Below are 611 nucleotides of genomic sequence, written 5' to 3' on the forward strand. Positions count from 1 at the left end.
ATATAATACTGCTTCTAGAAAGTTTACATACTTAAATAAAATTCTTATTTTTAATTCACTAATCTAACATAAATGTTAAAATATGCAGAAAATAGTTAAGGAGAATTACATATGAGAAAAGATTTCAGCAATACGGCTTTAATTATTATCGATGTTCAAAGGGCTTTTGAAGATGAAAAGTGGGGGATAAGAAATAATCTCACTGCTGAAGAGAATATTCAAATTCTGCTAAAGACATGGAGAGAAAAGAAATACCCAATTATACATATTAAGCACTTATCTGATAACGACCATTCAATTTTTCATCCTAGTAAACCAAGTTCAGATTTTAAAGATATTGCAGTTCCAGTTAAAAACGAAACAATTTTTAAAAAGAAAGTAAATAGTGCATTTATAGGAACTGGACTTGAAAAACATTTAAAAGAAAACCAAATAGAAAAGGTTGTAATAGTAGGGTTAACAACTCCACATTGTGTCTCAACTACTACTCGAATGAGTGGTAATTTAGAATTTGAAACGTACTTAGTATCAGATGCMACAGCTGCATTTGCAATAAAAGGRGCAGAYAATACRTATTATTCAGCTGAACAAATACATAATGTGTCATTAGC

General features: G+C 29.3%; 1 protein-coding gene. It reads left to right on the plus strand.

Going from position 1 to position 611, the window contains the following annotated elements; translation table 11 throughout:
• Positions 1-111: 111 nt before the first annotated feature.
• Positions 112-611, plus strand: a 500-nt coding sequence (locus tag AC1DRF_RS31435; protein WP_477742753.1) for a cysteine hydrolase family protein, incomplete at its 3' end; no start/stop codon positions are given.

The sequence above is a fragment of the Priestia sp. P5_B4 genome, assembly GCF_056400385.1.